The organism is Chitinophagaceae bacterium C216 (genome assembly GCA_028485475.2).
Taxonomy (GTDB): domain Bacteria; phylum Bacteroidota; class Bacteroidia; order Chitinophagales; family Chitinophagaceae; genus Niabella; species Niabella composti.
Genome location: CP144143.1, coordinates 557,193 through 581,729 on the forward strand (window position 1 = coordinate 557,193; position 24,537 = coordinate 581,729).

Annotated in this window: 22 protein-coding genes; 11 read left to right on the forward strand and 11 right to left on the reverse strand. The window is 41.1% G+C overall.

The window, feature by feature from the left end; genetic code table 11:
- Positions 1 to 7: 7 nt before the first annotated feature.
- From PIECOFPK_RS02280 to PIECOFPK_RS02300, 5 genes are all read right to left on the reverse strand, one after another.
- A complete protein-coding gene (locus PIECOFPK_RS02280) occupies positions 8 to 1,138 on the reverse strand; it encodes a beta-ketoacyl synthase N-terminal-like domain-containing protein (protein WP_409966422.1) in 1,131 nt (376 codons plus the stop codon).
- Between the two features lie 120 nt (positions 1,139 to 1,258).
- The gene (locus PIECOFPK_RS02285) at positions 1,259 to 1,678 is read right to left on the reverse strand and encodes an acyl-CoA thioesterase (protein ID WP_409966423.1); all 420 of its coding nucleotides are present in this window, start codon (positions 1,676 to 1,678) and stop codon (positions 1,259 to 1,261) included.
- Positions 1,678 to 2,319, reverse strand: a complete 642-nt coding sequence (locus PIECOFPK_RS02290) for a hypothetical protein (RefSeq protein ID WP_330974736.1) — start codon at positions 2,317 to 2,319, stop codon at positions 1,678 to 1,680. Before PIECOFPK_RS02290 ends, PIECOFPK_RS02285 begins: the two co-directional genes overlap by 1 nt.
- An 11-nt stretch (positions 2,320 to 2,330) precedes the next feature.
- Positions 2,331 to 2,747, reverse strand: a complete 417-nt coding sequence (locus tag PIECOFPK_RS02295) for a 3-hydroxyacyl-ACP dehydratase (protein WP_409966424.1) — start codon at positions 2,745 to 2,747, stop codon at positions 2,331 to 2,333.
- A 50-nt stretch (positions 2,748 to 2,797) separates the two neighbouring features.
- Positions 2,798 to 3,676: a lipid A biosynthesis acyltransferase gene (locus PIECOFPK_RS02300; protein ID WP_409966425.1), complete on the reverse strand. Its 879-nt coding sequence runs from the start codon at positions 3,674 to 3,676 to the stop codon at positions 2,798 to 2,800.
- Positions 3,677 to 3,773: 97 nt separating this feature from the next.
- Between PIECOFPK_RS02300 and PIECOFPK_RS02305 the strand changes: the two genes are divergently transcribed.
- Positions 3,774 to 4,871: a mechanosensitive ion channel family protein gene (locus tag PIECOFPK_RS02305; RefSeq protein WP_409966426.1), complete on the forward strand. Its 1,098-nt coding sequence runs from the start codon at positions 3,774 to 3,776 to the stop codon at positions 4,869 to 4,871.
- Here PIECOFPK_RS02305 and PIECOFPK_RS02310 read toward each other — a convergent pair.
- Together PIECOFPK_RS02310 and PIECOFPK_RS02315 are read right to left on the reverse strand one after the other, a co-directional pair.
- On the reverse strand, positions 4,864 to 5,379 hold the full coding sequence (locus tag PIECOFPK_RS02310; protein ID WP_330974740.1) for a thioredoxin family protein: 516 nt from the start codon (positions 5,377 to 5,379) through the stop codon (positions 4,864 to 4,866). The two genes, PIECOFPK_RS02305 and PIECOFPK_RS02310, sit on opposite strands and share 8 nt — an antisense overlap.
- A gap of 44 nt (positions 5,380 to 5,423) precedes the next feature.
- Positions 5,424 to 6,167, reverse strand: coding sequence for a MerR family transcriptional regulator (locus PIECOFPK_RS02315; RefSeq protein ID WP_330974741.1), 744 nt, complete (start codon positions 6,165 to 6,167; stop codon positions 5,424 to 5,426).
- A gap of 188 nt (positions 6,168 to 6,355) precedes the next feature.
- Between PIECOFPK_RS02315 and alaS the strand changes: the two genes are divergently transcribed.
- The 5 genes from alaS to PIECOFPK_RS02340 all read left to right on the forward strand — a co-directional run bounded on the left by alaS (position 6,356) and on the right by PIECOFPK_RS02340 (position 13,884).
- Complete coding sequence (gene alaS, locus PIECOFPK_RS02320) at positions 6,356 to 8,995, forward strand: alanine--tRNA ligase (RefSeq protein WP_330974742.1); 2,640 nt, start codon at positions 6,356 to 6,358, stop codon at positions 8,993 to 8,995.
- Positions 8,996 to 9,083: 88 nt separating this feature from the next.
- On the forward strand, positions 9,084 to 9,977 hold the full coding sequence (locus tag PIECOFPK_RS02325) for an ion transporter (RefSeq protein WP_330974743.1): 894 nt from the start codon (positions 9,084 to 9,086) through the stop codon (positions 9,975 to 9,977).
- A 107-nt stretch (positions 9,978 to 10,084) separates the two neighbouring features.
- On the forward strand, positions 10,085 to 11,032 hold the full coding sequence (locus tag PIECOFPK_RS02330; protein ID WP_330974744.1) for a PDZ domain-containing protein: 948 nt from the start codon (positions 10,085 to 10,087) through the stop codon (positions 11,030 to 11,032).
- 191 nt (positions 11,033 to 11,223) lie between these two features.
- The gene (gene gatB / locus PIECOFPK_RS02335; protein WP_330974745.1) at positions 11,224 to 12,675 is read left to right on the forward strand and encodes an Asp-tRNA(Asn)/Glu-tRNA(Gln) amidotransferase subunit GatB; all 1,452 of its coding nucleotides are present in this window, start codon (positions 11,224 to 11,226) and stop codon (positions 12,673 to 12,675) included.
- A 36-nt stretch (positions 12,676 to 12,711) separates the two neighbouring features.
- Complete coding sequence (locus PIECOFPK_RS02340; protein WP_409966427.1) at positions 12,712 to 13,884, forward strand: thioredoxin-like domain-containing protein; 1,173 nt, start codon at positions 12,712 to 12,714, stop codon at positions 13,882 to 13,884.
- Between the two features lie 2 nt (positions 13,885 to 13,886).
- Here PIECOFPK_RS02340 and PIECOFPK_RS02345 read toward each other — a convergent pair whose 3' ends face one another.
- On the reverse strand, positions 13,887 to 14,999 hold the full coding sequence (locus PIECOFPK_RS02345; RefSeq protein ID WP_409966428.1) for a DUF3667 domain-containing protein: 1,113 nt from the start codon (positions 14,997 to 14,999) through the stop codon (positions 13,887 to 13,889).
- 145 nt (positions 15,000 to 15,144) lie between these two features.
- Here PIECOFPK_RS02345 and PIECOFPK_RS02350 point away from each other — a divergent pair, with 145 nt between their 5' ends.
- Positions 15,145 to 16,992 (forward strand): amidophosphoribosyltransferase, encoded by a 1,848-nt coding sequence (locus PIECOFPK_RS02350; RefSeq protein ID WP_330974748.1) that lies wholly within the window; start codon positions 15,145 to 15,147, stop codon positions 16,990 to 16,992.
- Positions 16,993 to 17,066: 74 nt separating this feature from the next.
- Here the strand turns inward: PIECOFPK_RS02350 and PIECOFPK_RS02355 are convergent, their stop codons facing one another.
- The 3 genes from PIECOFPK_RS02355 to PIECOFPK_RS02365 all read right to left on the reverse strand — a co-directional run bounded on the left by PIECOFPK_RS02355 (position 17,067) and on the right by PIECOFPK_RS02365 (position 22,578).
- Positions 17,067 to 18,782, reverse strand: a complete 1,716-nt coding sequence (locus tag PIECOFPK_RS02355; protein WP_330974749.1) for a RagB/SusD family nutrient uptake outer membrane protein — start codon at positions 18,780 to 18,782, stop codon at positions 17,067 to 17,069.
- Positions 18,783 to 18,851: 69 nt separating this feature from the next.
- Positions 18,852 to 22,097, reverse strand: coding sequence for a SusC/RagA family TonB-linked outer membrane protein (locus PIECOFPK_RS02360; RefSeq protein ID WP_409966429.1), 3,246 nt, complete (start codon positions 22,095 to 22,097; stop codon positions 18,852 to 18,854).
- A gap of 301 nt (positions 22,098 to 22,398) precedes the next feature.
- Positions 22,399 to 22,578 (reverse strand): hypothetical protein, encoded by a 180-nt coding sequence (locus PIECOFPK_RS02365; protein WP_330974751.1) that lies wholly within the window; start codon positions 22,576 to 22,578, stop codon positions 22,399 to 22,401.
- Between the two features lie 179 nt (positions 22,579 to 22,757).
- Between PIECOFPK_RS02365 and PIECOFPK_RS02370 the strand changes: the two genes are divergently transcribed.
- From PIECOFPK_RS02370 to PIECOFPK_RS02385, 4 genes are read left to right on the forward strand one after another with little or no spacing between them, the layout of a single operon-like run.
- Positions 22,758 to 23,246, forward strand: coding sequence for a SixA phosphatase family protein (locus PIECOFPK_RS02370; RefSeq protein WP_330974752.1), 489 nt, complete (start codon positions 22,758 to 22,760; stop codon positions 23,244 to 23,246).
- A gap of 41 nt (positions 23,247 to 23,287) precedes the next feature.
- Positions 23,288 to 23,998 (forward strand): tRNA (guanosine(46)-N7)-methyltransferase TrmB, encoded by a 711-nt coding sequence (gene trmB / locus PIECOFPK_RS02375; RefSeq protein WP_330974753.1) that lies wholly within the window; start codon positions 23,288 to 23,290, stop codon positions 23,996 to 23,998.
- Complete coding sequence (locus PIECOFPK_RS02380; RefSeq protein WP_330974754.1) at positions 23,979 to 24,179, forward strand: DUF5522 domain-containing protein; 201 nt, start codon at positions 23,979 to 23,981, stop codon at positions 24,177 to 24,179. Before trmB ends, PIECOFPK_RS02380 begins: the two co-directional genes overlap by 20 nt.
- On the forward strand, positions 24,142 to 24,534 hold the full coding sequence (locus tag PIECOFPK_RS02385) for an MGMT family protein (protein WP_330974755.1): 393 nt from the start codon (positions 24,142 to 24,144) through the stop codon (positions 24,532 to 24,534). Before PIECOFPK_RS02380 ends, PIECOFPK_RS02385 begins: the two co-directional genes overlap by 38 nt.
- Positions 24,535 to 24,537 lie beyond the last annotated feature (3 nt).

Sequence of the window (24,537 nt, forward strand, 5' to 3'; positions counted from 1 at the left end):
ATGTTGCTCATTGTTTTTTTAAGACAATCGCTGCATTACATCCGCCAAAACCCGATGCGGTTTTTAGGCAGGCTTCCTGCTCGATGGGCTGCAAAACAGTGCAAACATTCATTTGCTGTGCTGTGCCCGGTGTGGAATATCCTTTGGTTGGAATCATTATATTTTCCTGCAAAGAGCAAATGCTGATAACTGTTTCCAACAATCCCGCAGCACCTAAGGTATGTCCATAATATCCTTTAATACTATTTACAGGAACCTGCTGCAGCTCTGCCAGTGTAATAGCTTTGCTTTCCATATCATCGTTATACACAGTAGCCGTTCCATGTAAAGAAACAAAGCCAATATCGGCTGCACTCACCGCACCCTCTTGCATAGCATTGCTGATGGCAAAGAATAATTCCTGACCTGTGCGCGAAGGTCCAGAAATATGATTAGCATCGTTACTTACCGCACCTCCAGCCAACAGAATGGGGGCATCATTTAGTGGCTTATGTACGGATAAAACAATCGCAGCCGCAGCTTCCCCCAAATTGATGCCATTTCTGTTGGCATCAAAAGGCTTACACGGCGCATCGCTCACAGCTTGAAAAGACTGAAATCCCGACAAAATAAAGCGTGTGATAATATCTGCTCCCGCTACAACTACATTCTCGTACAAACCTGCTTCCAACATTCTTTTGGCCGTAATGAGAGCCACCAAACCCGAAATACAAGCGTGCGAAATCACCACAGGAGTGTTGATAAAACCAAAATGCTTTGCAATTTTTTTCGCAGACTGTGTAAAGCTAATTTCCGCTTTCAGTTGCGGAGTAATAGCGTTTTCTTCTAGCAGGCTAATATTGCCTTTGGTGGAAGAAAGAATAAGTCCTGTTTTGGGATGAGCAGGATTTACCGAAGCCTGTTCCAATACTTTATTTACAGATTGAGCAAGCAGATATTCGAACTTAGTAAATGTTGTGTGATGGTGCTGCCAGAAGGTTTCCGGAAATAAGGAAGCATAGAAAGGAATAGGGCTTCTATTTCCAGCTTCATGTAACCGCACACTGCTTACCCCCTGCCGCAACAGTGAAAAATTCTTTTCTGTAGTATCGCCCAGTGGCGAAATAATATTATTTGCAATGACATAAACAGGTTTCATTACTCCTCCCCGCTCAAAAGTTTGCGTGTTACAAATTAATATTAAAGAAGTAACACTTTTGCAGCGGATACAATAATATTAATAAAAAACGGTAGGACTGGCTTTTCAGGCATAAAAAATTTATATACCCTGCTGCTTTTTCCACGCATCAAAGAATGAGGGGGTGTTAAGCAATAGCGTTTGAGTATCTTTATCCAAGAAAACTTGAGTAGTGGTTCCAGTAGCAACAAGGCTATTGTCGGCCTCTCTGTAAAGCTTGTATGTAAAAATAATCTTAGCCGCTTCACAAGGATGATAGGTTGTTTCCACAATTACCGTATCTCCAAACTTCAGCGATTTTTTATAGTTACACTCGGCATGCACTATTGGAACCACTACGTTTTCCTGAAAAAAATCCAGGTAGCTAATGCCGTATTTTTTCCCAAAAGCTTCGCGCCCGTCTTCGAAATAACGAATATAATGGCCGTGCCACACGATGCCCAAAGGGTCAGCCTCGTTGAAACGAACTAATATTTTGATAGTGTGGCTCAGCTCCGGCATTATTTATATTTTGATTTCCACTCGTTATATTTCTTTTTTTCAATTTGGTCTATAATCTTCTTAAAACCACTTGCCCAGTAGTTTCTAAAAGTAAAGCCTGCACTCACCGCACCCTCCATACGTTCTGTAAGTAATACTTTTTTGGATTTAATATCAAATAAAGTTACCCATAGGGAAACAGCTTTTTTGGTTTTGCTCATAGCATCGACAATAAAGAGCAATCCCACCCCAGATTTATTTCCTCCATCAAATCCTTTTATCAAAGTACTAATGTCCGACTCACTCAAATGATTGTAGTCGCCGGTGTTGGAAGATAAGATATCATCCGGATCACGTTTTTCATTGCGCTTATCAGTATATTTTAAGTCTGTATCTAACTCTTTCCTTCTGAATGCACCTGCAATATCATATTTCTTTGGCTCATTAATCATTAGTGCATTGATGGCGGCAAATTGTCTCTCTACAATATCACGCGTATTAGCCGATGGGTCGTTAATAAGTTTTGCTTTAGTAAAATCTATTCCATAATAAAAAATAGGAACATCCTTATCATTAAAAACATCTTTTAAGGATTGCGCCTCTAATGTTAAGCTCGCAGATAAAAAAGCAGCCACTAAAACAAAAGCAAAAACACGTTTCATACAATTTGGTTTTAAGGATCTATAAAAATTTTCATTTCACAGGAAGCAATTTCCTGGTTGTTCACAGATATGCTTCCTTCAATAATTGTGGCGTTAAAGATCTGCTTTTTTATAGCAACTTTAGAAAAGAGCACATCCCCAATTTTGGGTAAGCGAAATATTTTTAAATTTTGTACAGCTCCTATAAAACCAACAGGTACGGGTTTTTGCTCTTGCATGCATAAATATCCTACTCTGGCTGCCGCCGTCTGCGCAATATTCTCTATAAGCGCTGGCTCCGTAAGCCATTCGTCTTGCACGAAAATATTTTCTTTCTTTATGAGAAATGAAGTAGTAGCTCCGTTCTCATCACAAGTTTCTAATGTATCCACCATCACAAAAGGTGAACGCTGAGGAATACAGGATAAAATATCTACGGTCAGGCTCACAATAATCTTGTTTAGATTGAGGAGGCTAAAAGTAAATAAACTTACTGATATTATGCCCTCCAGAAGTTATAATAATTAAACCATTGAGACGGGTAAGCTTTTACCTTTTCGGTCATCGCTTCGGTAAAAGCATTCAATATATGCTGAGGTGTATTTCCCGAAATGTTTTTATATATCACTCCTTTTGTGGCAAAAAAGTGGTAATGATATAGCGTTTCCTTTAAAGCAAACACAAATGATACCGGTACTTCCAGCTTAGATGCCAGCAGAAATGGTCCTTGAGGAAAACGGGCTTTCTCGCCAAGAAACATGGCATCAAAAGTTTTATTTCCGGGGAGAAACCTGTCGGAGTGCATGCACACGAGCTCATTTTTGTTCAACGCTTCTATGATCTCGTAAATATGTGATAGGTCGTTTTTAATAACAATAATATTGGCATTCCTTTGTCCGGTAGTATTTTCCAGATACTGCTTTAGCTGTTCGTGTTCACCATCGAACATGACGATATTGATTTTCGTCTGAAGTCTTTTTAAAAGGTGCCCTGCAATTTCCCAATTTCCGATATGCGCACTTAACAACAGGCCTCCTTTTCCCCGACGCACCATCTCATGCAAATGTGCTTCGCCATCAAAATTGAAAGTAAATCGATTGCTAATGCCGGCCATCATAACAATGCGATCAATAATGGCCTGACCAAACCAGTAATAGTTGCTGTACAGTTTTAATAATGATTTAAAAAATGAAAAATTGAGTCTTTTTCTAAAATAATACCAGATAGCTCGGGACGATTTCCAGCTGAACAGATAATAATAACCGGCCACAAAAACTAATAAAATATATGCAGGCAGCACTCCGGCATATTTTAATAACGCGATAAATATGCCATAGCCTAATTTATTACCTTTGGATTTTCCTTCCCATGCTGCCATATATTGCTCTAAACTTTGGGCTAAAGGTATAAAACAAAGAAAAAGCTAAGGGATACTTTTAATTAATACTCTTTAGTTTTGATTATAATTTTTAAAAATGAAGGATTTTCTCCAACAAACATATCTAGATAATACGCTACAAAGTTACTGTATCGTTGGGACGTTGATTCTTATTGTGTTTTTATTTAAAAGATACATTGCTCATTATGTAGCTTCTTTTTTCTTTTTTCTTTTAAGAAAAAGATATAGAAATCTGGACAAGGTGGCTTTTAAAAGCCTCATTGCAAAACCATTGGGATTATTTATCGCTACGTTTATTACGGTAGCTGCATTAGACAAACTGAACTTCCCAGAAGCTCTGGATATCAAAATTTATCGAATACGGCTGCATGAGCTGCTTCGGATGATGGGAACAGCGCTTATTATTATCACTTTTACCCGACTTCTCATTAAAACAGTCGATTTCATTATTATTCTCTTAAAAGAGCGCTATCTGCAACAGGGTGATTCTGGCAGCCATCAATTGGTTTACTTCTTCAAAGATTTTATTAAAGTACTCATCGGTTTGCTAGGTGGCTTGCTATTGCTGAAATATGTCTTTCACTACGATGTAAAAGGATTGGTAACAGGATTAAGTATCGTAGGAGCTGCCGTTGCTCTCGCTTTGAAGGAAAGTTTGGAAAACCTTATCGCTTCATTTATTATATTTTTTGATAAACCCTTTAAAACGGGCGACAGTGTGAAGGGCAGCAACTTTAGCGGCGTGGTAGAGAAAATTGGATTGCGCAGCACTCGCATTCGCACCGATGCCAAAACTTACATTACAGTTCCTAACAAACAAATGGTGGATAGTGTACTAGATAACCTCACCAATAGAACACTTTTCCGTGGAGATATTAAACTGGAAATAGAACCGGAGACTCCCTTAGAAAAAGTGCAGGAGCTACTCAAGGGTATTCGTGAGATATTCCAAAAACACAATGTGCGCACCTTCAGTTTATATATTAATGACATCAGCTCCAATGCTATTATTATTGTTTCGGACTATTATGCTAGCACAGCAGAAGTGAGTAGTTTTCCGGTACTAAAAAATGCCATTAATGTAGATATATTACAATTGATGAAGGAATTGGGTATACATGTTTGTGGTAGAACTACCAATGTAAGTATACTTAATGAAAAGCCCTTTACATAGCTTTCTTCAAAATAGTAGCCAGTTCTTCATCAAACTTTCCGGAAGGACCATATTCCACCACACGGCCTAGTTCTTTTCCATCTTTTAAAATAATAATGGTAGGGACATGCGCGATATTCATATTGGTGGCAAAATGTGCATTGTCTTTTTTGGTTCTATCCAATGCAAATACAGTAAGCCGATTTTTATCAAACCCTACCTGCTCCAAGATTTTATAAAACCGGGGAATCACATAGTGCGAATCGGCACACCAAGTACCAAAGAATATTAAGATAGATACATTGTCTTTCGTATCAGCAAACGCTTTTACAACAGTTTCTGGCGGTGTATACGCCGCTTGATGTTCTCCAAACCACTTATAATTGATTGTATCTGCACGTAAAATACTGTCAGTAACAAATCCTTTGAGCAAATTCTTTCCCGTACGGTCTTTTACTACTTCATACTGTTGTGCTTTCGCACTCAAAACACTTATCCCGATAAATAAAGTTACAAGCAGGTATCTCATTAACATTCACTAATTAATATTCCTGTGGTCGCAATTTTTGTACTCTACAAAGATGCTTTCAATTCCAGTAAAAACGTTTTTATTTTTTGCAAAGACTGAATAGCGGCGAATTTATTTTCTGCTTTTTTATCATTTTTCAAATACTCGCGAGCCCCTTCAATAGTGAACTTTCTGCGCCGCAGCAAGTCATAAATCAGATAAAGATTTTTTATATCTACCGGACGGAAAAAGCGATCGCCCTTACCGTTTTTCCGAGGCTTCAAAATATCAAATTCACTTTCCCAATAGCGTATCAGCGAGTGGCTTTCCTTGAACATGGCCGTTACCTCCCCCATACTGTAATATTGCTTAGAGAACAGCACCTCATCCTCCGGTATTTCTACCATGCTTGCTGCAATACTGTGCTCTTTAGCAGATTTACGCCCTCGCGTATTTTTCCTCACCTCGCCCGGCTCTTCGAGTTCCGCCTCAGTTTCGGTACTTGACGCTTCTGATGGCTTGGCCACATCAGCGCTGCTCAACTCAGTGGTATCATCTTGTGCACGCAACACTTCAGTATGTTTCGATTCAAGGGAAGGCTCAGCACTGTCCGACACCTGGGACACAGGCAGTGATTCGTTCATCGATGCCGTATCATCGATGTGTGGTGAAGGGGTGTCGTCGGTTTCTATCACAATCTGAGCCGGAGGTTTTAATACGTGCTTCCTGGGCTTAGGTTGCGGTTCTACCTTCTCTACTTCATCAAGAAAGGAAAAAGCTCCCTGCGTTTGTGATTTGCTTTTTGACATGATTGCTTTATCAAAGTCTGTATTATGCAAAAATATAATGAATGACCTTTTCTTTATTTTCTATTAAACGATTTAACATTCCGTATATTGTAGTACTTGTATGAAACTACGCAAAACATTTTAATAAATGTTCTAATTCACCATCATACCACGGCTGCACCGTATCTTTGCAGGCCTAAAATAGTACAATGACCAGCAGTGAAATAAGACAACGGTTTCTTGATTTTTTTAAGAGCAAAGGCCATACCATTGTGCCCTCGGCTCCTATTGTGGTAAAAAACGACCCTACCCTGATGTTTACCAATGCGGGGATGAATCAGTTTAAAGACTATTTTCTGGGTAACAAACAAAGCCCGCATCCACGTGTGGCCGACACACAAAAATGCCTGCGTGTGAGTGGAAAGCACAATGACCTAGAAGAAGTTGGCGTGGATACTTATCACCACACCATGTTCGAAATGCTGGGAAACTGGAGCTTTGGCGATTATTTTAAAAAAGAAGCTATCGAATGGAGTTGGGAACTTCTTACCGAAGTATATAAAATTGATAAGGATCGTTTATACGTAACTGTATTTGAGGGTGATGAGCAGGAAGGGTTACCGTTCGACCAAGAAGCTTACGATGAATGGGCCAAATGGATTAGCAAGGATCGCATCCTCAAAGGCAAGAAAAAAGATAATTTCTGGGAAATGGGCGATACAGGTCCCTGTGGCCCCTGCTCCGAAATACATATAGACTGCCGTTCGAATGAAGAAAGAAAAGCGATTGATGGCAAAACGCTGATTAATGCCGACCATCCACAGGTGATCGAAATCTGGAACAACGTATTTATCCAGTTCAACCGAAAGAAAGACGGCTCACTAGAGCCTTTACCTGCTAAACATGTAGATACAGGAATGGGATTTGAGCGTCTGGTGCGTGTTCTACAGGGTAAAAACAGTAACTACGATACCGATATCTTTACCGGTACTATTGCAGAGATAGAAAAAATGGTAGCGCTGCCTAATCCATCTGGTGGATTGCTGGGCGAAAGCAGCACCAAACAAGCCATTGCATTAAGAGTTGTAGCGGACCATATTCGGGCTATTGTTTTTACTATTGCAGACGGACAGTTACCTTCCAATACCGGAGCGGGTTATGTGATCCGTCGCATTCTGCGTCGTGCCGTTCGTTATTACTATTCTTATCTAGATTACAAGCAGCCTTTATTATATCAGCTGGTAAAACTGATTGCCGCACAGTTTGAACAGGTATTCCCTGAAGTAAAACAACAACAGGCCTTTATTGAAAAAGTAATTAAAGAAGAAGAAGAATCTTTCTTACGCACGCTGGAGAAAGGCCTTAGAAGAATGGATGATATTATTGCGGCCTCTGCCAAAAGCGGAATCATTAATGGTAAAGATGCTTTTGAACTGTATGACACCTACGGTTTTCCTGCTGACCTTACACGGCTGATTGCCACCGAAAACAACTTGAAGGTGGATGAAGCGGGATTTGAAAATGAAATGAAACAGCAAAAAGATCGCTCGCGGGCCGCTACTGCCATTGATACGCAGGATTGGGTACAGGTGGCAGCGGAAGTGCCGGTAAAGTTTGTAGGATACGAAGATTTGAATGCAGGAGCAAAAGTGATCAAATACCGCAAGGTTTCGGCTAAGGGCAAAGAACAATATCAGCTGGTATTGGATATCACTCCTTTCTACGCCGAAAGCGGAGGTCAAGTGGGAGATAAAGGAAAACTGATTTTTGAGAACGGCGAAGAAATTCCTGTTACCGATACTAAGAAAGAAAACGATCTTATCATTCACTTTACCGATAAACTGCCTTCGGATGTTTCGCAGCCATTGCGTGCTGTAGTGAATGCAGAAAAAAGACTATATGCGGCATATAACCACACTGCCACCCATCTGTTGCACAGTGCTTTAAAACAGGTACTAGGATCGCACGTCAATCAGAAGGGCTCTTTAGTATCGCCCGATATACTTCGCTTTGATGTGTCGCATTTCGCCAAAATCACCGATGAAGAAATTAGGGAGGTTGAACGTATAGTAAACGACAAGATTAGAGAAAACTTGCCGGTTATCATCAAAGAAATGCCTAAAGATGAAGCCCTGCAAATGGGAGCCATGGCATTGTTCGGAGAAAAATACGGCGATATCGTAAGGGTAGTAAGCATCGGATCCGGCTTTTCAACAGAGCTGTGCGGAGGAACACACGTTCTTCATACCGGTATGATTGGCCTGTTTGTTATTACCAGCGAATCGGCTGTGGCAGCAGGCGTACGTCGTATTGAAGCATTAACAGGGCCCGCAGCACTGCAATATGTATATGATAAGCTGGCGCAGAATAAGGCGCTTGCCGAATTGCTCAAGACTAGTGATCCCATTAAGGCTGTTGAAAAGCTTATTGCAGATAAAGCCACTCTCGAAAAAAGAGTAGAGCGCCTGGAAGCAAAAGAGTTGGTTAGTATTCGTAACGAATTGCTACGCAAAGACGAAATCATCAATCAGATCAACTTCATAGGAGATATCGTAGAAGTAAGCAATCCTGACGCATTAAAAAGATTATGCCTCGACCTTAAAAATCAGTTGAAGGATTTCGTGGTAGTACTCTGTGCCAATATTGGCGGCAAGGCTTTTGTAGCCGTCAGCATTGCTGAAAATGTGGTAGCTGCCAGAAATCTCGATGCGGGGCAGATTATCAAACAGCAGGTAGCTCCGCTGGTTAACGGAGGAGGTGGTGGTCAGAAAACGCTGGCTACTGCGGGCGGTAAGGAAGTAGGGAACCTGCAACAAGTTATCGATACTGTAAGAAATCTCCTTCAGTAATAAAAAACGGACTCTATATAAACCTCACGCTTTAAACGTGAGGTTTTTCTTTTCTAAGAATTACCTTTAAAGTAAAATACTCAGGGTTATGTCTCTTTTCCATATTATCCCCGACAGACACGATGTAGTTCAGGACCATAATGCACCCAAAGACAAAAATAGTTTCAGACATAAGCTGTATGTAGTCATCTTTCAGAATAACACGCGTGCTGGCAGACTTTTTAATGTAGGCCTATTTCTATTCATTTTTGCCAGTATCATACTGCTCATTCTAGAAAGCGTTGAATCCATCTCCATTGCATATGATAAAGTATTCGACATTATAGATTATGTTTTTCTGATTGTTTTCTCCATTGAATACCTATTAAGACTCTATTGTGTACGGGATGCAAAAAAATATGCACTCAGTTTTTACGGAATCATCGATTTTCTAGCCATTGTGCCTTCGTATATGGAATTTTTCCTCCCTAACTGGCATATGTTGATGGCATTCCGTTGCTTCAGGCTCCTGCGTATATTTCGCATTTTTCGTATGGTGCGCCTGTTGGACGAAAGCCGCTACATGATGCTGGCGCTATTGCGCAACTTCAATAAAATCTTGGTATTTCTGTTTTTCATTGTACTACTCACCTTGTTTCTAGGCGTCTTGCTGTATGTAATAGAATCCCCATATAATCCCGGATTCAGCAGTATTCCGCAAAGTGTGTACTGGGCTATTGTGACGATTACCACCGTAGGCTATGGAGATGTAGCCCCTATGACTATTGGAGGCAAAATGATTGCATCTTTTATCATGATTCTGGGTTATGCCATTATTGCCGTACCTACCGGAATGCTATCGGCAGCAGTGGTTACTAAGTACAGAGACATGGATAATGCCTCACGCACCTGTCCTCACTGTCATAATAAAAACAACGCATCAGATGCGCTTTACTGCAAAATTTGTGGTACCCCACTATCGGACAATATGAAGCAGAAATAAGTTTAACACAACTCCTACGGCTTTTAACAATTCCGAAACACTTCGTATTATATAAATTCCCCTATCTTTGAAATACGAAAATCGACGTAGATCTAAAATTTTGTACAATGAAAAAAATATTCCTAATTACCATGCTAGCTATGCCCGGATTCCTCTTGGCTCAGGAAAAGGAAAGTAAGGAAGCTGAACGCATTATCATTACTAAAAAAGGTAATGATAAAGAAAAACTCAATATTGTTGTAGATGGAGAAGAAATCATCGTCAATGGCAAACCCCTGAAGGATGATGAAAATGGTAAAATAACTGTAAAACGCATCAAGATAAAAGACTTGGACAGTTACCGCGAGTGGCCGTCAGCTGATTTCAATGTCAGGAGCTTCTCCTTACCATCCACAAATAAGGCTATGTTGGGGGTAATGACCGAAAAAGTAGAGGAAGGCGCTAAAATAATTTCTGTAAATGAAGAAAGTGCTGCAGAAAAAGCAGGCTTAAAAGTGGGGGACATTATTGTAGCTGTGGACTCTGAAAAAATCACTACGCCTGACGAGCTGTCCAAAGCATTAAAAGACAAAGAACCGGGCGACAAAGTGAATATTTCCTACATCAGAGATGGCAAAAAAAATACTGTCACCGCCACGCTCACCAAATGGAAAGCGCCTCAAGCAATGACCTTTGAAGGTTTTCCGCGCATAGAAATGCGTGAGCTTTTCGACCGCATCCCTCAAAATCTTAGAGATGGTTCTAGAAATATTATAATTCGAGGCTTTTCTGACAATACCCCCAAACTAGGTATTGAAATACAAGACTTAGAAAAAGGTAGCGGCGTGAAAATCATCAAAGTGCAAAAAGATTCCGATGCTTCTAAAGCAGGCCTGAAAGAAGGTGATATTATCAAAGAAGCGAATGGCAATACCATCAGCACCACGGACGACATGCTCGCTCAAATGCGAAAAAGTCGTAGCGGGGATACATTAAAGCTGAAAGTAGATCGAAACGGACGTACCGAAAATGTTGAAGTGCATCTCAGCAAAAAAATTAAAACAGCGACCCTATAATATGCTTCTATTTTAAACAAATACCGTGTTGTGTACGTTGTTTGTTAGATTATATCTGGATGGTATTAATGGGGTTAGTGAGGCCCGGAGTCAAAATCTCCGGGCTTTTTGCTTATCTATCTCTTAAAATATTGATATTTTCCAGATTTAAAATTTCAAATAAGAAATCCGTCTTATTTTTACGGCCATTCATGAATCCGGAATACAATCAATACGAAATTGTGGTGGGGCTTGAAGTGCATGCCCAGCTGCTCACGCAGAGCAAACTATTTTGTGGCGACAGCATCGCTTTTGGTGCCGAACCCAATACACACGTAAGTCCTATTACTTTGGGGCATCCCGGCACATTACCTAAAATGAATCGGGAGGCGATTCGTCATGCCATCAAAATGGGGCTCGCCTGCCATTGCGAGATAGAAAGAAAAAATTACTTTGCTCGTAAAAATTATTTCTATCCCGATTTGCCCAAGGGATATCAAATATCACAGCATACTACACCCATCTGTAAAAATGGTTATATCACCATTAAAACAGCACAGGGAGAAAAAAATATTCGTTTGAACCGCATCCATCTTGAAGAGGATGCCGGTAAAAGCTTGCACGATGTGAGCGAGTATAGTACTGCCGTAGATTATAACCGTGCAGGAACACCGCTAATCGAAATCGTAACCGAGCCGGATATTCGTAGTAGCGATGAAGCGTTTGCCTATCTTACCGAGTTGAGAAAACTGGTAAGATACCTAGGAGTGTGCGATGGTAATATGGAAGAAGGTAGTTTGCGTTGTGATGCCAATATCTCCGTAAGGCGTAAAGGCGATACCCAACTGGGCACCAAAGTAGAGGTCAAAAACCTCAACTCTATTCGCAATGTAAAACGCGCCATTGATTTCGAAAGTCAACGACTCATAAAAATGCTGGAGAACGGAGAAACCATCCGACAACAGACGCGCAGTTTTGATGCCAACACCGGTACCACATTCGCCATTCGCGACAAGGAAGATGCGGAAGATTACCGCTACTTCCCCGACCCCGACTTGACTCCGTTTGATCTTAAGGATGATTTTATCGAAAACATTCGTCAATCTATTCCCGCTTTACCAGCAGAGCGAATTAGTATTTATAAAGAACAATATAAGCTCAACGATTACGATGCGCAAGTACTGACTGAAGAAAGGGCTTTTGCCGACTATTTTGAAACTGTTATTCAACATACAAAAAATTATAAAGCAGCTGCCAACTGGATGCTGGGACCCATCAAAAGCTGGCTAAATGATCACGGAAAAGAAATTGATGCTTTCCCAATTCCTCCTGCACAAATTGCAGCTGTAATCCAATGTGTGGAGGAAGGAAAATTGAGTTTCTCTACAGCATCCACCAAGCTGTTGCAATTGCTGCTGCAAAATCCTCAGGAAAATCCTGCCGTGCTGGCAGAAAGAAACAATCTGATTCAGCAGTCCGACTCTGCTGAGTTAGAACCTGTAATCAATGAAGTATTGGAACAATTGGCCGATAAAGTTGTTGCCTATAAAAAAGGTAAAAAAGGATTGATTTCTTTATTTGTAGGAGAAGTAATGAAGCGCACTAAAGGAAAAGCCGATCCTAAAAAAACCAACCAGATGATTCTTGAAAAACTTAAACAATAAACATAGTTCATTCACACTGAACTAAAATCAGCAATAATGAAAAAGATATTATTTGCAGCGGTAGCTGCCTTATTATTAGTCGCTTGCGATAATAAATCTAAAAATACATTTACCCTGTCGGGAAAAATCAGCAATGCTACCGGAAAAATGCTATATCTGGAAGAAGTACCTGTGGGCACTATGGATCCGGTTATTGTAGACTCTACTCCTTTATCACCCGACGGAACATTCTCGCTTCAAGCCCCGTCTTCGGAGTCGGCCATTTACAATATACGGATAGATCAGAATTTCTACCCTGTGGTAGCGGTTATCAATGACCACCCCAAAGTAGAAGTAGAAGTGGAAATGAGTAAAGAAAATAATTTGTTCTCCGAAAAATACGAAGTAAAAGGCTCTCCGGCCAGCCAGGCAATGAAAACTTTTACTACCCGTTTTAATGAAAAACTGCAAAGCATCTTTACCAGATTAAAACAGGTAGACAGCCTCCATAACAGCAAAGCTTCGGAAAATGAAATCGAATTCCTGAAACAGGCTATCGCTAACGATGCATCCACCTTAAAAGAGTATACCCTTAGCGAAATGAAAAAATCGGATAATGTAGCGTTGACCATGTTTCAGCTGGGTTACTATCAATCTACCGCCAATAATCCGGGTTTTGGCTTAGAGCCCTTGAATAATGAGCAAGTAACCGCACTTATTGCCGATTTAGTAAAGAAAAACCCCAATCATAGCGGATTGGCGAGTCTGCATAAAAGTATGCAGGCCGAGATGGAACGCTTGAATAAAAGCAACTGGGTAGGGAAACAGGCGCCGGATTTTGTATTGCCCGATATCAACGGCAAACCTTTAGCACTGAGCTCTTTAAAAGGGAAATATGTGCTGGTGGATTTTTGGGCTAGCTGGTGTCGTCCCTGTCGTATAGAAAACCCCCACCTAGTAGCTGCATATAATAAATTTAAGGATAAAAACTTTACTATTCTGGGTGTTTCGCTCGACCAGACCAAAGAAGCGTGGGAAAAAGCTATCAAAGACGACGGACTTACTTGGCTGCATGTTAGCGACCTTAAATTTTGGGAGTCCTCAGTTGTGGATTTATACGGCTTTGACGGCATTCCCTTTAATGTACTTCTCGATCCCGACGGTAAAGTGCTGGCGCAGGGCCTGCGCGGAGTTGAATTAGAAAAGAAACTAGCAGAAGTGTTGCAATAAACTTAAGAAATATACAACACCAATAACACCCCTGCAGTTAAAAACCCTACCAATACCGAGGTGAGAAAACACACTATGAGTTGTTTAAAGAAGGCTCTTCGGAAGCTTTGACCAAAGAACCGCTTCATAGAAAAAGTGAGGTACAGGAAAAGGTACACAAACACTGCCACATTGAGCCAGTTGGTAAGAGTTTCGGCCACGTGATTACTGAATATCTTTTCAAACACATACCCCAGTAGTATGGTAAAAAGGCCTATTACGAATACATAAGCATATTGATACACCGAAAAAATAAAGTTTTCAACGTAGGTCTTTTTGGTTTTACGGCGGTGTAACAACCATAAAAAGAACGCGAAGAAAGGAAGGCTCAGGAAAAATATTAGTGGAAGTTTTTTCTTAAGATTTTCCACTAAATCCACAATCATTCTCTTTTCATCTCCCTCATACTGCTCCTGTAGCTTTTGGTTTTTTACATCATTTAGTTTTCTCGACAACCAGCCACGTTTTTTACCTACTCCCGAAGCCTTCTTATTTGCCGAATCTCTGCTAATCTGCACTTTAAATGCATCTCCGCCAAGTGATATGCCCTCATCCTGTAGCTCTTTCAGAGTTTGCTTTAGCGCCGAATCAGCCGTTGTATTTTCGTCTTTTAAGCGCAGTGTTTGTTGCTGCTGTTTGATGGCATTGGCTACAGAGTCCACATAAACAGCTTGTGGAAAGTCTTTAAGATATTCTTTCTCCCTTTCAAGATTGTACAGCCGTTTGCGAAAATCACGGATATCGGTTCCGGGTTTATAATCGGTATGTTTTACGAAAGAAAATACGATAAAGAATACCGTAGAAGCAAATACATATAGCTGAATAGGCTTGAGATTTCTTACTCGCTTTCCCTCTAAATATTCCTTGGCAACAAAACCGGGTTGTGTAAAAAGATTCTTGAATGTATGCCAAAACCGATTGTCATAATGTACAAGGTCCTGAAAATAATGCGCGATCAAATGCCATAAAGAATCGTGAGGCTCAATATTCTCCTGCCCGCAATGGGTACAGAAACGCTCTTCCACTTCTTGCCCGCAGTTAAGGCATTGTTTCTCTTTTCTCAGATGATGACGCATAACATTTAACAGACCTAAATGACGCAGTGAAAATAGTCGATTATCGTCATTTTTGCTTCAATTGCAAAAGTTTATTCTGTAAGAGCAGTTATATTCACACTTCATTCGGAACTATTCTCGTAAATTTGCATCTCTTTTCCAATTTATGAGCGATCCAATTAAACACGAGTGTGGTTTAGCATTTATCCGACTGCGAAAACCATTTTCCCATTATTTAAAGAAATATGGTACAGTAATGTGGGGGCTTAACAAGCTGTACCTTCTTATGGAAAAACAGCATAACCGAGGTCAGGACGGGGCAGGGATAGCTGCTGTTAAGCTGAATGTGGAGCCCGGACATCCCTTCATGCATCGCATCAGAAGCGCTGAACCACAGGCCATTTCCCTTCTATTCCAAACCATCGCAGAAGAAGTAAACGAGCTCGCTAAGTACAATCCTGATATTGTGAACCATCCTGGCCTGATGAAAGGGCATGTGAAGTTTCTGGGAGAGCTGTTGTTGGGACATCTGCGCTATGGCACTCAGGGAAAAAATAATGTAGCGTTTTGTCATCCTTTTATAAAAAGACACACCATTACTACCCGCAACCTTGCATTGGCGGGTAATTTTAATTTGGTGAATACCGAAGAGCTGTTCCAGAAACTGGGAATAGAACCGGGTCCCTTCCAGAAACAAAGCGACTTGGCCGCCATGATGGAAATCGTGCACAAACGATTAGTGGAAGCGGATGAACAATCACCAGCCAAACCCGATATCAAACAGTTATTAAAGGATGTAATCCCACAATTCGACGGAGGATTTGTGGTAGGAGGTATTACCGGAGACGGCGTAGGATTTGTGTTCAGAGATCCGCACGGTATCAGACCCTGCTATTATTATATTGACGATGATGTAATCGTTGCAGCCTCTGAGCGAGCAGCTATTCGCACCACCTTCAATGTGGGCGAAAACGAGGTAAAAGAATTGATGCCAGCCAACGCATTAATCGTATATGAAGACGGTCAGTACGAAGTTTCGGAAGTAACAGAGCCTAAAGAGCGCAAAGCCTGTAGCTTTGAACGCATTTATTTTTCACGCGGTAGCGATGAAAAAATTTATAAAGAAAGAAAAGCATTGGGCTTTAACCTGAGCGAACAGGTATTGAAGGCCATCGATTTTGATTTAAAAAATACCATCTTCTCATACATTCCCAATACTGCCGAAGTGGCTTTTCTAGGCCTACAGAAGGGAATGCAGATGTATCTCAATAAAGTAAAAATCGAGCGCATTTTAAGCTGGGGTAAAGACTTCGATGAAGAGAAGCTAAGCGAAATGATCAATAGGCGCATCCGGGTAGGCAAAATTGCTATTAAGGATGTAAAAATGCGAACCTTTATTACCGAAGACGCCAGCCGTAACGAAATGGTACAGCACGTATACGATGTGACCTACGGAACCGTTCGACCCGGCATTGATACAATTGTAGTAATCGATGACTCCATTGTACGTGGTACTACACTCAAACAAAGCATCATCAAGATGCTGGCCCGTCTTCAGCCGAAAAAAATTATCATCCTTTCTTCAGCACCACAGATCCGCTATCCGGATTGTTACGGTATCGATATGAGCAAACTGGGCGATTTCATTGCCTTCAACGCTGCAGTTGAAATATTGAAAGACCGTGGTGAAGAACACATATTACAGGAACTTTGGGAAAAATGTAAAGACCTGAAAGCAAAAGGTTTGTTACATACAGAGAATGTGGTAAAACAACTTTATAAGCGTAGCACTACAGAAGAGATTTCACAGAAAATTGCCGAGATGATTACCCCCAAAGATTTGAACATTCCTGTACAGGTGATTTTCCAAAGCATTGAAGACCTTCATAAAGCCTGTCCCAATAATCTGGGCGACTGGTATTTTACAGGCAACTATCCTACCCCGGGTGGTAACCGAGTAGTGAACCAAGCTTTCATGAATTTTATGGAAGGCAAAAACGAACGAGGCTATTAATTCGTTGTGTGTTATCATAAAAAAATCCACGAGTCTATTGCTCGTGGATTTTTGTTTTACTAAGAACACAGCTATTAATATCCTGTATTTTGAATTAATGCGCCACCGCTGCGGTCGATCTGATCCTGCGGGATAGGAAAATAAGTATCCCTATCTTCAAAGGTCAGCCCACCGTAAACGGCAATAAGACTTCCCTCGAACTGCGAATAAGACTCCAGCACCTGTTTGGCGATGCCCCAGCGCACCAAATCAAAGAATCGATGCCCTTCGAGAGCCAGCTCCAGCCTTCTTTCAAAGCGGATAGCATTTAAAGCATACTCCTTATTCGGGAATGATGGATAAGGATTTACCTTGTAAGCCGCTGCAGGGCTACCATTTACCATTTTCACCGGTAATTGAGCGGCACGGTTTCGTACCTTATTCACGAGCTGGAGTGCATAATCCAGGTCATTGGTTTCTGCAGCACATTCAGCAGCCATTAAGTATACATCTGCCAAGCGGATGATATTTACATTGAGCGAAGTGATTTGTTCTGCGCCACTGGCCACATTACCCGGAAAGTCCGCTTTATCAATCATATGTTTATATCCTACAAAGGGGCCACCAAACGAAGGGTCCCGCAACCATGCATCGCCGGGCATGATACCCCAATCGTGATAGGGAACGCCTCTGCGGCCTACTGTATAGTCCACCCGAGGATCAAAAGCAATAGATTGATTCAACTGATAATTCAGCTTATCATTTCCCGAAAGACCAAAATCTGACTTATACGGATTGTTCCGATAAGAATTATCCAGCATGGGCAATCCATCAGACGTTACTTTGTAAGCATTTACCAGGTCGAAACTGGGATTAAAGAATCCGCAACAAGCTACAGGTGCGGAGCCGTATAAGCCCCCCAGCATATCGCCCACATTGCCGTTATCTCCTGAACCATCAGGGTTGATGACATGCTGTACCGCCAAAATAGACTCGGGACCGTTTTCGGTTTTTACATCAAAATTGTTCAGGAATGGTAGCGTTTCCAGATCAGGTCGGGCGTCAATGACATCTTTGAACAAAGTGAGAGCTTCGGAAAAATTTTTTTGATACAAATACAGTTTTCCAAGGTATGCCTTCGCTGCAATACCGTCCACTCTTCCCACTTCGTTTTTAGGTTTTTGAGCGGTTAATGTCTGAGCCGCGAATTTGAAATCCTCTTCAATTTTCGGTAGCACATCTATATTGTTGGGAACCTTGGCAGCATCGGTAGTAGACATTGTCTCATCGATATAAGGAATGTTTTTAAACACCCGCCACAGGAAAAAGTAATAATGGCCTCTCAGTAGGCGTGCCTCAGCCTCTATTTCTTTAGCGCGTTGTTCGGAGAATACATCGCTACTGCCTGATTCCTGTAGCACCTTTAACTGCCGTAAGGTGGTATTGCAACGGATGACTCCTTCATAGTAATTATTCCACATGGTAGAAAGATGCTCATTTACGCTAATGGGCATATGCTTTTCTATATCTAGCATGACGGCCTGGTCGCCCAGTTCGCTCCCCTTATGTGCATTGTCTGCAGCCACTTCTCCAAAAAGCCACTGACTAGGTGCAGAGGCATAGTTACCCCAGGTACCATCACGGTTTCCATTCATAAGGCCATAAGCACCTATTAATAACCACTCCACGGCCTTGGTGCTATTGAGTTGCTCCTCGGTAAGTTGTCCCTGAGGACTTTTTTCTAAAAAGCTTTTTCCACAGGAGGCCCCTGCTACAGCTAAAAGTATCAGATATGTTAATAATCGTTTCATTGCAAAATTTTTTTAGTGGTTTTCAGATCTTATACCTTGAACACTCATGATGCAAACGCATCACATAAATTAAAAAGTAACGTTGAGCCCCAGCAAATACTGGCGGGGAACGGGATACACACCCATATCTACACCGGGCGCGGTAAATGTGGATGAATACTGACTTACTTCGGGATCCATACCACTATAGGAAGTAATCACAAAAAGGTTTGTTGCGCTTGCATATAAGCGAAGATGAGAAATGCGTCCTTTGAACATTTTCTCAGCAGGAAATGTATAACCAATCTGTAAGTTTTTCATACGGAAGAAGCTGCCATCCTGTACATAATAGCTCGATGATTGATACTCAATAGTGGGTGCTTTGGAGTGAGGCGAAGGCATCTGGCTATTGGGATTGGTTACCGGATCCCATGCATTTAATGTTCGAACACTAACCGCTCCGGGGAAAGCATAAAAGTCGGTATACTGACGGGTTAAGTCAAACAGATCATTTCCCTGCGATCCGTTAAAGAACATGCTTATATCAAAACGCTTGTAAGAAGCATTAAAGTTTAAGGAATAAATGAAGTCTGGATGTGGGTTACCGATAACAGTACGGTCAAATCCATCAATTACACCATCTGGCTTTCCATCCGGGCCCGATACATCAGCAAATTTAAATCCACCCACACGAGCTCCGTCATAGGAGGGACTATTGACAATTTCCTCTTCGCTTTTATAAAGCCCTATTACTTTATATCCATAAAAAGCACCTAGTGGAGCCCCCGCTTTCAATACAGAAGTGGTTACACCTCTGAGGGTCAAATAAGGCTGTTCTTTTACAGTAGGTGCCAGCTCAATAATGTTATTGGTATATTTTGAGAAGAAAGCGCCAATATCAAATTGAAAGGCATCGTCTCCGCCATTACCCATATAGTGATAATTCAGAGACACTTCAAATCCTTTGTTTTGAATAGTACCGGAGTTGATATATGGCGAACTTCCTGTTCCCACCGCTGCCGAAGGTTGGGGTACCGGATATAGCACACCGGTGGTTTTACGATTGAACCAGTCTATAGCACCATCAATTTTATTACCAAAGAGCGTAAAATCCAATCCTACGTTTAACGATTTCAGCTCTTCCCATTTAATGTCGGGATTATCATAATTACTGGTCCATAATCCACTAGCCAAATCACCACCTGTAATAGGATAGAAAGAACTGTTGATGGAAGATGCATAACGACGCAGGTACTGGAATGTGGGAATACGTTGGTTACCCGTAACGCCAAATCCTGCTCTCAATTTAAGATCTTTCACCCATGAAACGGATTGCATAAAGTTTTCTTTGGACAAACGCCAGGCTACGCTCCCCGCGGGAAAAACACCATAGCGATTGTTCGCTCCAAAGTTGGAAGAGCCGTCACGACGTAAGGTTGCGGAAACCAAATATTTATCTGCAAAACCATAATCTGCTCGACCAAATATGGAGAATAATGCACCAATTGATCCTTGGCTTCCTGCATTGGTAGTTGCAGCAGTATTCAGATAATAATAGTTCAAATCTCCTGCAATAAAAAAGTCGCTACCATTTCCTCGCAGCTCACGCCAGTCCGATTCCACAGCTTCTGTACCTGCGAGGAGCGTGAGATTATGCAGATTGTTGAACAATTTTTTATAAGTTAATGTATTGGTCCAGGTCCACTCAGAGTTATAGCCATGAGTTTCGGTAAGCTTATTGTTGGTAAAACTTCCTTCCGAGCGCTCAGGATTAGGATACTCAATGGATATTCCATTATATGTTTCATATCGAATACCATAAGTAGTTCTAAAGTTTAAACCTTCCCATAGCTTAACATCAGCAAAGGCACTTCCAAAAAACTGTCCACTTTTACCCACGTTGTCCTTTGCACGATACAATACGGCCAGTGGATTATCAGCATTTCCCAGTTTATCTCCACGTGTACCTGCAAAATTGCCTTTAATGTCATACACAGGAATAATGGTTTGAATTCTATAAGCCCATCCTATTGGCGACCCTTCTCCCTGGTAGGAGCCGGCAGTATTTACATTTACTCCAAAGCCCACTCCTTTAGTAAAAGAGTATTGCATGTTTTCGCCAATAGTAACACGGTTATTCAGAAATGTAAAGCTGGTATTGCTTCGTACCGTATATCTTTCGAAACCTGTATACTTAAAGGTTCCATCCTGTTTAAAGTAACTTCCACTGATGGCATAGGTGGAGTTTTCGCCCCCTCCCTGTACACTAAGCTGATAATTTTGCATAGGCGCATTCCGGGTGATTTCTCTAAACCAGTTGGTACCTTCTTTATTGGCCCGAGTGATTTGATAAAACTGGCTTTGATCCATAACATAGTTGTATTTGGAAGGGTCGGCATCTTCCGGAGTAATTAGCTGCCCGGTTTTGCTGCCTGCCAACAGATAGTCGGGTAGTGTAGGGTTATTGGGATCCGTACCATAATTAGAGCCTGTAGTTTCAAGGGTGCCAGGAGTTTCTCCTGCATTTTTAAAACGCTTGTATACATATTCTGCATACTGTTGCGGATTTAGAAATTTAGGAAATCGGCTTCTGTTGGGGCTTTGCATACCATAATACATATCAAGGGAAACTTTGGGTGCTCCTTTAGTTCCTTTCTTCGTAGTGATAATAACCACCCCATTATTAGCGCGGGCACCATAGATAGAAGCCGCAGAAGCATCTTTCAATACCTGCATGCTTTCTATATCATTGGAGTTAAGCCAGCTAAGTTTACCTTCATAAGGCATTCCATCAATAATATATAGAGGATCGTTATTGTTGATGGTACTAAAGCCGCGTATACGTATCTGTGGTGTGGCACCTGGTGCACCATCATTGATAATCTGCACACCTGTGGCTTTACCCTGCAAAGCCTCTATGGGGCTGGCGGAGGGCTGCTTTTTCAAGTCATTCATATTTACTACTGAAACGGCACCCGTCAAATCTCTTTTTCGCTGCGTGCCGTATCCCACCACAACAACACTTACCAGATTTTCTACTTCAGGAATAAGAACAATATCCAATTCCGTAGCATCGCCTACAGTATAAGTTGTTACCTTATATCCAACACTAGAAAATTCGAGTACATCACCTTTAGAGGCATTAATGGTAAACTTCCCGTTGTTATCTGTTACGGTGCCGTTGTTAGTACCTTTAATAAGTACAGACACATTTGGAAGTAACTGTTTTTTATCATCGGTTACTACACCATTAATGGTAGTAGATTGGGCATGCGCATAGCCAACTCCAAAAAGAAGGCAAATGCACACGACAATAGCGTGCATAGATCGCTTCATACGATTACATTTAGAATAGTTAAACAATTGACAAGAACACTAGAAATGGGGAGGTCGTGCGATTACGTCACCACCGATATTACAGGGTATGTGAGGCAGACGACAATATCTGCAACAAGTTGTGTGTTTTCATGGCATATCTCGCTTGTATAGTTAAGAACTACACCCTGTACATATACCAATGTACAAAGGCATATGCACACGACGACAGCGTGTATTACTTTTTTCATATGGCTACTTTTAAATTAAAAGTGACTAATTAGTACAAAAGGAATGAACAAGAGATGATATATGCAACTCTTTAGCGCGGGGCTTCTTTTACTGTAGCACCCAGTCGCTCTTCATCGAGCACGAATGATTTAGAAAGAATTTGTTGCAGCGGTGTAATAGCAATGGCTGCATTTTTTTGAAATTGAGTTTGACAATTCAAACTAGGTTGAAGGCAAGTACATGCAATAAAGAGGTGAGTGGTTTTTTTCATGGCTTCGTACAGAATAAGGTTAAGTAATCACAGTAAATATAAAACAAATTCAATACAAAAAAATCGGTTTTACTAAATTCATCAAAAACTTGTTCAACATCATGTTTTAAAAAATTGATAACAACAAATTTGGATGGGATATATTTGAAGCGTATCTTTTAGCAAATGCCTTCATTTTTATGAAAACATTGATTGTTATTCGTCATGGTAAGGCGGAAAAAAAGAAGTTCGGAGAATTAGATAGCAAAAGAAAATTGACGAGTTCGGGAATACTAGAAGTTGAAAACATGGCAAAGAGGCTGTTGGAAAAAAACTATCAAATTGAAAAAATCTTTTCAAGTTCTGCTGAAAGAACACGTCAAACATCAAAAATATTCGCGCTTATTCATCAGGTTGAAGACGACCGCATTCAATACTTCGATTCATTATATCTGAGCGATGCTTCCCACATTGTGGAAACCCTTTACCACGTTCAGGATGAAGTGCAAACCCTTGCCATTGTGGGCCATAATCCCGGTGTGACACATTTCAGTTGTAGTGTAACCCATTCATATTCTGTAATACTCCCTCCTGCAGGCATAGCCGTCATCAAGGCCCACTGCGACGATTGGACACAGTTCGAAGCAGCAAACAAAACTTTGGTTGAAGTTCTTTTGCCAACACCTTAACTTTGGCGGCATCTCAATGATAAGTGCAATAATATAAAAGGATGGCTCATAAAAAACTAATTAGATTCGCAGAGTTAAAAACATTTCCAAACGTTTTACAGTTCCCTGAAAATATGGCAGGAAACTGGAATAAACATTTTAATAATTCCAATCCTATAGTATTGGAATTGGCTTGTGGTAAAGGCGAATATGCTTTAGGGCTGGCCCGATTAAATCCCACCATCAATACTATTGGCGTAGATATCAAGGGAAACCGTTTGTGGGTAGGGGCTAAAAAAGCGCTGGCTGAGAACCTGAATAATGTAGCTTTTTTAAGAGTACAAATAGAACAACTAGCGCAATTCTTTGCTCCTAACGAAGTAGAGGAAATATGGATTACTTTTCCTGATCCTCAGCTCCGTTATTCAAGAGCAAAGAAAAGATTGACCCATCCTCGCTTTTTAAGAATATATAAGCAGATTCTGAAACCGGGCGGGAAGATTCACCTGAAAACCGACAGTCCTAATTTATATCGGTTTACCAAAGAGGTGTTAAACATGTATCAGTGCATTACACATACCGATGTTGACGATCTGTATCAATGGCAAGAACGAAGCGAAGAGCTGAAGATTAAAACTTATTACGAGTCGCTGGATATTGCACAAAGCAACCGGGTACATTACCTATGCTTTTCATTGCCCGAGCAATTGGCCGGCACAGAAATGGACCTACAACTTAAAGAAGCCATCAGATATGAGCTCAATGAAGGATGAGTATACTTACATCAATGATAAGGGGCAGGTAGTATTTACCGAACTCTATCATTTACGCCGCGGCTATTGTTGTGGCAATGGATGTCTGCATTGCCCATACGATTATAAAGCTGTTCCTGAACCTAGAAGAACCCTCTTGCTTAATGAAAGAAAACAGAAAAATAAAAACCCCGAACAGTAAATTACCAAGCATTACACCCTCCGGAAAAAAGGACCATAATTTTTCTCAACTGGTCTTTGAAATTGTACGGCAAATACCTAAAGGAAGGGTTACTTCTTACGGTGCTATTGCTCAAAGCCTTGGCATGGAAAAATCCGCACGCATGGTAGGATGGGCATTAAGCAACTGCAGTAATGCAGCACCCAAAGTTCCCGCACACCGCGTCGTAAATAGTAGTGGAGTTCTATCAGGTAGGCATGCTTTTAAAACACCCACTCTGATGCAGGAGCTACTAGAAAAAGAAGGCATCGTTGTAAAAAATAATAAGGTAATACATTTTAAAAAATATTTCTGGGATCCTATGGAAGAACTATAAATT